The 7,187-nt window shown below is 72.8% G+C and carries 5 protein-coding genes and 1 pseudogene; 2 read left to right on the top strand and 4 right to left on the bottom strand.

Annotated elements, in window-relative coordinates; translation table 11 throughout:
* Both DQW85_RS30820 and DQW85_RS30815 read right to left on the bottom strand, forming a co-directional pair.
* A pseudogene (locus tag DQW85_RS30820) lies at positions 1-489 on the bottom strand (hypothetical protein); the annotation flags it as partial.
* A gap of 197 nt (positions 490-686) precedes the next feature.
* Entirely contained in the window at positions 687-2,525 is a 1,839-nt protein-coding gene (locus DQW85_RS30815; protein WP_205315538.1) for a PQQ-dependent sugar dehydrogenase, read from the bottom strand.
* A 386-nt stretch (positions 2,526-2,911) separates the two neighbouring features.
* On the opposite strand from DQW85_RS30815, the gene DQW85_RS30810 reads away from it, so the two are divergent.
* Together DQW85_RS30810 and DQW85_RS30805 are read left to right on the top strand one after the other, a co-directional pair.
* Positions 2,912-3,553: a hypothetical protein gene (locus DQW85_RS30810; RefSeq protein ID WP_205315537.1), complete on the top strand. Its 642-nt coding sequence runs from the start codon at positions 2,912-2,914 to the stop codon at positions 3,551-3,553.
* Positions 3,554-3,903: 350 nt separating this feature from the next.
* The gene (locus tag DQW85_RS30805; RefSeq protein WP_113703320.1) at positions 3,904-4,626 is read left to right on the top strand and encodes a VIT1/CCC1 transporter family protein; all 723 of its coding nucleotides are present in this window, start codon (positions 3,904-3,906) and stop codon (positions 4,624-4,626) included.
* Positions 4,627-4,650: 24 nt separating this feature from the next.
* Here the strand turns inward: DQW85_RS30805 and DQW85_RS30800 are convergent, their stop codons facing one another.
* Positions 4,651-5,199 (bottom strand): cupin domain-containing protein, encoded by a 549-nt coding sequence (locus DQW85_RS30800; RefSeq protein WP_113703319.1) that lies wholly within the window; start codon positions 5,197-5,199, stop codon positions 4,651-4,653.
* A gap of 178 nt (positions 5,200-5,377) precedes the next feature.
* Positions 5,378-7,045 (bottom strand): glucose-6-phosphate isomerase, encoded by a 1,668-nt coding sequence (gene pgi, locus DQW85_RS30795; protein ID WP_205315536.1) that lies wholly within the window; start codon positions 7,043-7,045, stop codon positions 5,378-5,380.
* Positions 7,046-7,187 lie beyond the last annotated feature (142 nt).

Genomic DNA, 7,187 nt, shown 5'->3' with positions numbered 1-7,187 from the left:
GACCTCGCCGGTGCGGTCGGCGAGCCCGAGCGCCGCTCCCCTGCCGACCGCGGCGGTGCAGTGTCCGGCGTCGCGCACCGACTGGCCGAGCGTGCCCGCGTAGCCGCCGTCGCGCAGGGCGCGCAGGTCCTGGAAGCCGGGGACCACCGCGCCGGCCCCCCGCGTCTCGGGCTCGGGGGGCAGCCCGCAACTGTGGCCGACGGCGGAGCGGACGCCGGAGGAGATGGTCAGCCAGCCGTCGTACGGGCAGGCGACGGTGCCCACGGTCTTGACGGAGACGGAGCCGAGGGCGCTCTGGCCGGCCAGCCGCCACAGGTTGGGCGTGGTCTCCGGGCCGAGATCGTTCCAGTGGAGGCCGGGCACGCCGATGAACGCCACCCGACCCTCGGCCGTCCGGCCCGTCTCACCGGCATCGGCGCCGGCCTGCGCCGCGGCGGGCAGCGTCCACCACAGCGCCGACGCGACCAGGAGCAGTAGCGCCCACCTCACCGTAGGCCCCCATCCGGATGAGGAGCCCGCGCGGTGGTCACCCCGGATGCCGCGCGGCGCTCGAAGTTCGAGACACGAGAAACGTTCGGCAACGTAGCACGGCGCTGTCCGGAGACGCTCTCCATTCTGATCACTTCTCGGCCACGCCTGGGCGCACGCCGGGACGTGCGCCCAGGGTAGCGCGGGCGGGCGGTGGGCTACGGGGCCGACCCCAGGGTGCCGGTCACCTTCCAGATCTTCCCGTTCGCCTTGGACAGCACGTAGAGGTCGCCGGCCTGGTCCATCCCGAAGCGCAGGTCCACGCGGTCGTGGCCGGCGAGCGTCTTCATGGTGACGAGGTTTCCGGCCGCGTTGTGGATCTTGAGCCGGTGCAGCGGCGCGAGGGCCGTGCCGCCCCGGACCATCTGCGTCTCGTTGGTGTAGAAGATCCAGCCCTGTACGAGGTCGCCGAAGACGTACCTGCCGCGCAGTGCCGGCACGGACCCGGTGCGGTAGACGAAGCCGCCGGCGATCGCCCGGCCCAGGTCGCCGGTGCAGCCCGGCGGGCCGTCGTGGTCGTAGGCGGCCACCGGGTAGTCGTAGCCGAACGTGGCGTCGTCGCCCGGCAGCGGGTAGAGGTAGCAGGGGTCGTTCCGGTCGAAGACGAACGCGCCCTCGCGCTCGCTCCAGCCGAGATTGTCGCCGGAACGGACGTCGTAGACGCCCTCGATGTCGTGCTCGCCGATGTGGCCGAGGAACATTCGGCCGGTGCCGCGGTCCCAGCTGAACCGGTGCGGGTCGCGCATGCCGACGGCGTAGATCTCGCCCAGGACGCCCGGCCGGCCCACGAACGGGTTGGAGGCGGGGATGCCGTAGCGGCCGTTCGCGCTGTTGGAGCCGCGCGGGTCGATGCGCAGCATCTTGCCGAAGGGGACAGAGCGGTTCTGCGGGGAGGTGTCGCTGACGCCGCGCCCGCCGTCGCCCACCGAGACGTACAGCAGCCCGTGGTCGGCGCCGCCCGGCGTCGCGCCCGGGTTGAAGTCGAGCTGCTGGATGCCGTGGAGGTAGGTGCCGAAGCCGAGACGCAGGAGTTGCCTGCGGGTGCCGCTGAAGGTGGCCGCGGCCGGGTTCGTGGCGGTCCACTCGGTGAGCACGCCGTGGATGACCGGGCTGGACTGGGTCCAGTCGGGGCGCTGGGAGGTCAGGGCGCCGAACGCCTCGGTGTGGGTGGTGTAGAAGCGGCCGTTGGTGGCGAAGTCGGGGTGGAACGCCACGAACGCGAAACCGCTGCCGAGACCGCGTCCGGAGAAGAAGGCGCTGCCCACGGCGGCCCGCACGTCGAGGTAGGTGGCCGGGGTGCCGCCGTTCGGCGGGAGCGTGTAGAGCTTGCCGTTGAGGTCGGGGACGAACCTGCGCCCGCCTGGCAGCTGGCTCAGGTGGTTGATGCGGGCGTGGCGCACCAGCCGGGAGTCGGTGGGGGCGGGCACCGGGTCGGACTTGGGGAACTGGGCGTACTCGGTGAGCACGAGCCCGAGCCCGGAGGCGATGGGCGCCTGCGGGATGGGGTCGCTGATCGGGCCGCCGCCGTCGGCGCCGACGGTCAGCGAGTCGAGGTTGGCCAGGCCGTCCGCGGTGGTGGCCGTGACACGCACGGTGTTCGGGCCCGCGGTGAGGGGCACGGAGGCGTTCTGGGAGCGCCAGGCGGTCCAGGAGCCGGTGGACGTGAACGGGAGGTTCGCCTGGGTCGCGCCGTTGACGGTGAGGGTGGCCGTGCGGCCGGCCGAGGTGCCGTTCGCGTAGCGGAAGGCCAGGGTCGTGGTGCCCGCCGTGGCCGCGTCGACGGTGAACTCGACGGCCGTGCCGGCGGTGTTCGCGGTGTTGACGAAACCGGTGCCGGTGTAGCCGGCGTGGTTGCTCTCCACCACGCCGTTGACGATCGTGGCGTTCTCCGCCTCGTACAACACCGGCGCGGCCGACGCGGCGCTCGCCCGCGGGCCGCCCATCAGCCCGATGACGAGCAGGGCGGCTAAGGCCGCCGTGCCTGAGCGTGTTCTCACTGGAGCAGTCCTTCTTTCGTGGGGGGGTACGGTCAGGCGGCGGTCAACGATCCGATGTCTGCCCGGATACGCAGGCGGAGACGCGGACCGCCCGCCGGCCGCCAGGGAGCCGGCGCGGCGTGCCGGGGCTGCCACGAACGTCCCACTGACCTGCGGGCAGCGCGAACCGTTGCCCGACTCACAGTGATGTGATCACTGCGTGTAGGGCATGTCAAGCGAACAGTCATTCCCGAACGGACATCCCATCACTGGCGCTGGGGCGATCGGCGGCGCAGACTGGAAAGACGGCGATCCGTCGAGTTGGAGCACCCGTGGACACTCTCATTGATCACATGCCGGTTCTGTCCCGAGGTAGGCATCGCAACCCGAAGCGTGGTGCCTGCTTCATGGAGCTGGCGTCCTACCTCGCCGGCGAGCGGTGGAGCGATCATCCGGCCTGCACGCACCCGCTGCTGGCCGCGCTCGCCCGCTTGGTGAACGACAACACCAGTGACGACAACCGGGGCAAGCTCATCGGGCTCGTCCCGTCCATCATCGGCCTGACCAGCGACGACCTTCGGGTCGACGCCCACATCGCGCTCCGCAGCGCGACGGCGGCGCTCCCGGTGGCCGCGGCGGAGCGGCAGCTGGCCCTCGCGGTGTCGGTGCTGGCCGCCGAGGAGATGCTGTGCAGGCTCGACGGCGTGCCGTCGGGGCGGCTGAGCGAGCAGAGCCGCCGGGCGCTGGCCCAGGTGCCGCACGCCGACGAGCAGGCCAGGAAGTTCAGCCGGGCCGCCCGGATCACGGAGAAGGGCTTCCGCCGGTACGCGGCGCCGAACGCGGTGCAGCTGTCGGTCGTGGGGATCGTGCAGGCCTGCATCCCGGACCCGGACGCGCTGCTGCGCGACCTGCTGACGGCCGCCATCGCCGACTGCTCGGCGCTCATCCGCGGCACGGCGCCCACCGAAGAGGTCCGGCCTGAGGTCGGCGTGACGCACACCGCGGAGGTCCGGCCTGAGGTCGGCGTGACGCACACCGCGGACGTCTAGCCTGCGGGCGGCCTGGCGCACACCGCAGGCGTCTGGCCTGCGGGCGGCCTGGCGCACACCGCAGGCGTCTGGCCCGCGGGCGGCCTGACGCCCGCGCAGGAGAGGTCCGACCTCAGGTCGGCTCTCCGGCCGCCGGTGCCGTGTCCGCGCGGCCTTTCGCATGCGTGACACTGGTCACATCTGGCGGCTCCTGATGCGGGGCGCTGATCGCCCGAAAAGCCGCCCAAACGTTCGGAACACACCGTCACCTCGGCACAACGCCGCAGGTCAGGCAAGCCTCCCCTTCGTTGCGACGTGTCCGGACTTATGCCTAGATTTTAAGAAAGGCGCGGCCAGCAGGAGGCTTCTACATGACCATCGAGCTCGTTCAGCCCCATCGGGCGGAGAGGCACCACAGCCACCGGGACGTGACAGGGGGCTGGTTGCGCCCGGCGGTGTTCGGCGCGATGGACGGGCTGGTCTCCAACTTCGCGCTGATCGCCGGAGTGGTGGGCGCCGCGGGCGCCGGGCGCGGCGCCGTACTGGCCGGGTTCGCCGGTCTGGTGGCGGGGGCGTGCTCGATGGCCGCGGGCGAGTACACGTCGGTGAAGTCGCAGACCGAGCTGATGCGGGCCGAGATCGCCGTGGAGCGCCGGGAGCTGGCCCGCGACCCCGATGGCGAGCGCGAGGAACTGGCCGCCCTCTACCGCTCCCGCGGGCTCGACCCCGACCTCGCGCACCGGGTCGCGGCCGGCCTGTCGACGGATCCCGAGCAGGCGCTGCGCGTGCACGTGCGCGAGGAACTGGGCGTGGACCCGGACGACCTGCCCTCGCCGTACCTGGCCGCCGCGTCGTCGTTCGGCGCGTTCGCCGCGGGGGCGCTGGTGCCGCTGGCGCCGTTCCTGTTCGGGGCGTCGGGGCTGATGGTGGCGCTGGTGCTGAGCGTGGTGGCGCTGTTCGGCTTCGGCGCGGCGGTGGCGGTGATGACCGCTCGCCCGTGGTGGCTGGGCGGCCTGCGCCAGCTCGCGCTGGGCGTGGGCGCCGCCGCTGTCACGTTCGGCCTCGGCCACCTGCTCGGCATCACAGTCTCCTGACGCCCCCGGCCCGCGTCACAGAGGTCATGTCGCCCGCCTTACGAGAACGCGCCCCCCGGGCATGAGCTGCGACAGCTCCCACGTCCAGGTCCCCACGGTGACCATCTCGGCCGGGCGGTCGAGCGTGACGGGCGTGTCGCGCAGGGCGGAGGACGGGCCGAGGGGCAGGCCGCCCGCGGGGATGACCACGGCCTCCAGGGGTGTGCGCAGGCTGGGGCCGTCGGGTTCGTCGAGGTCGCTGGCCACCCAGGCGGCGGTGCCGGCGAACCAGGAGATCACGAGCGCCCCACCGGGTGCCGCGCCGGAGTGGCGCAGCGTGCCCGCGGGCAGCCAGGCGTGGTGGCCGGGCGCGTACTGGACGCCCGAGACGCGCAGCTCCCCTTCGAGCAGCACGAACTCCTCCCCCGCCAGGTAGTGGCCGCGCCGCGGACGCGTCCAGCCGGGTGGGAACCGGATGATCGACGCCGAGCAGCTCAGGCGCGCCTGCCGTACCGGAACGGTGGAGCCCGGGATCAGGACGTCGCGGCCGGGAAGCCCGGCGTCGAGCAGATCGATCAGCCGCATCGTGCCCATGCCCACATGGTCGCCCCTGGTCGGGCCGGAGCACCACCATGCCCGGGTAGACCTGGACCCGGGCCGAGCAGGCGAGAGACGGCCCGGCCGCTCAGGCCCGGCCGATCTGGCCCCGGCCGCTCACGCGCGGGCGGTCTGGCCCCGGCGGGTCAGGCGCGGGCGGGTCCGGAGAGGCGGGTCAGGCGCGTCTGCCGCGGAGCTCGCGGTATCTGCGGACCAGCCACTCCGTGGACGGGTCGGCGAAGCCGGGCGGCGGCGGCTCGGCGGAGGTGAGGGCGGGCGCCAGGTCGAGGGCCATCTTCTTGCCCAGCTCGACGCCCCACTGGTCGAAGGGGTCGATGCCCCAGATGGTGGCCTCGACGAACACGATGTGCTCGTAGAGCGCGACGAGCTGGCCGAGCGTGGACGGGGTGAGCTTGGGCGCGAGGATCGTGGAGGTGGGCCGGTTGCCGGGCATGACCTTGTGCGGCACGAGCTCGGCGGACGTGCCCTCGGCGGCGATCTCCTCGGCGGTCTTGCCGAACGCGAGCGCCGCGGTCTGCGCGAACAGGTTGGCGGTGAGCAGGTCGTGCATGCCCTCACGGTCGTCGTGGGGCTGGGCGAAGCCGATGAAGTCGGCGGGCACCAGCCGCGTGCCCTGGTGGAGCAGCTGGTAGAAGGCGTGCTGGCCGTTGGTGCCCGGCTCGCCCCAGAAGATCTCGCCGGTGTCGGTGGTGACCGGGGCGCCGTCGGCCCGCACGGACTTGCCGTTGGACTCCATGGTGAGCTGCTGGAGGTAGGCGGGGAAGCGGTGCAGCCGCTGGCTGTAGGGCAGCACGGCCCTGGTCTCCGCCCCGAAGAAGTCGTTGTACCAGATCCCGAGGAGGCCCATGATCACCGGCACGTTGGAGTGGAACGGGGCGGTGCGGAAGTGCTCGTCGAGGGCGTGGAACCCGGCGAGCATCTCGCGGAACCGCCCGGGGCCGATGGCGATCATCAGGGAGAGTCCGATGGCCCCGTCGTAGGAGTAGCGCCCGCCGACCCAGTCCCAGAAGCCGAACATGTTGTCGGTGTCGATGCCGAACTCGGCGACCTTGGCGGCGTTGGTGGAGACGGCCACGAAGTGCTTGGCGACGGCGTCCTCGCCGAGCGCGCCGACCAGCCACTGGCGGGCGACCCTGGCGTTGGTCAGCGTCTCCAGCGTGGTGAACGTCTTGGAGCTGACCACGAACAGCGTGGTGGCGGGGTCGAGCCCGGCGAGCCGGCCGGTGATGTCGGCCGGGTCGATGTTGGAGACGAACCTCGCCTCGATGCCCGCGTCGGCGTAGTCGAGCAGCGCCTCGTAGGCCATGGCGGGGCCGAGGTCGGAGCCGCCGATGCCGATGTTGACGACGGTGGCGATCGGCTCTCCGGTGGCGCCGCGCCACTCCCGGGAGCGGATCCGGCCGGCGAAGGCGCTCATCCTGTCGAGCACGCCGTGCACGTCGCGGACGACGTCCTGACCGTCGACGACCAGCTCACGGCCGGCGGGCAGGCGCAGCGCCGTGTGGAGCGCGGCGCGGTCCTCGCTGACGTTGACGTGGTCGCCGCGGAACATGGCGTCGATCCGCTCCCGCAGCCCGGCCCGCTCCGCCAGCGCCACGAGCAGGTCGAGGGTCTCGCCCGTCACCCGGTGCTTGGCGTAGTCGAGGTGGAGGTCGCCGGCGGTGAGCGTCATCCGCCCGGCACGCCCGAAGTCCTCCGCGAACAGCTCGCGCAGGTGCCTGCCGGACAGCTCCTCGTGGTGCTTCTCCAGAGCCGCCCACTCCTGGCTCCGGGTGATGTCGCCGCCGCTCACGTCTCCTCCTCGTGCCGTCACACCGTTCACATCGTTCCGTAACCCCGTACCCGGGAGGGGCGATTCCGCGCACGGCGGACGCGACGACCGCACGAGGCGCCCGCCCCGGGGGGCGGTGGCGGGCGCTACGCCTGGCCCCGGCCGGTGGGTACGGCGGGGCCGCCGCCTCCCG

Source organism: Nonomuraea lactucae, assembly GCF_003313395.1.
In the GTDB taxonomy this organism is placed as follows: Bacteria; Actinomycetota; Actinomycetes; order Streptosporangiales; family Streptosporangiaceae; genus Nonomuraea; species Nonomuraea lactucae.
Note: the sequence above shows the minus strand (reverse complement) of the source record. Positions and strands in the feature narration are given on the sequence as shown.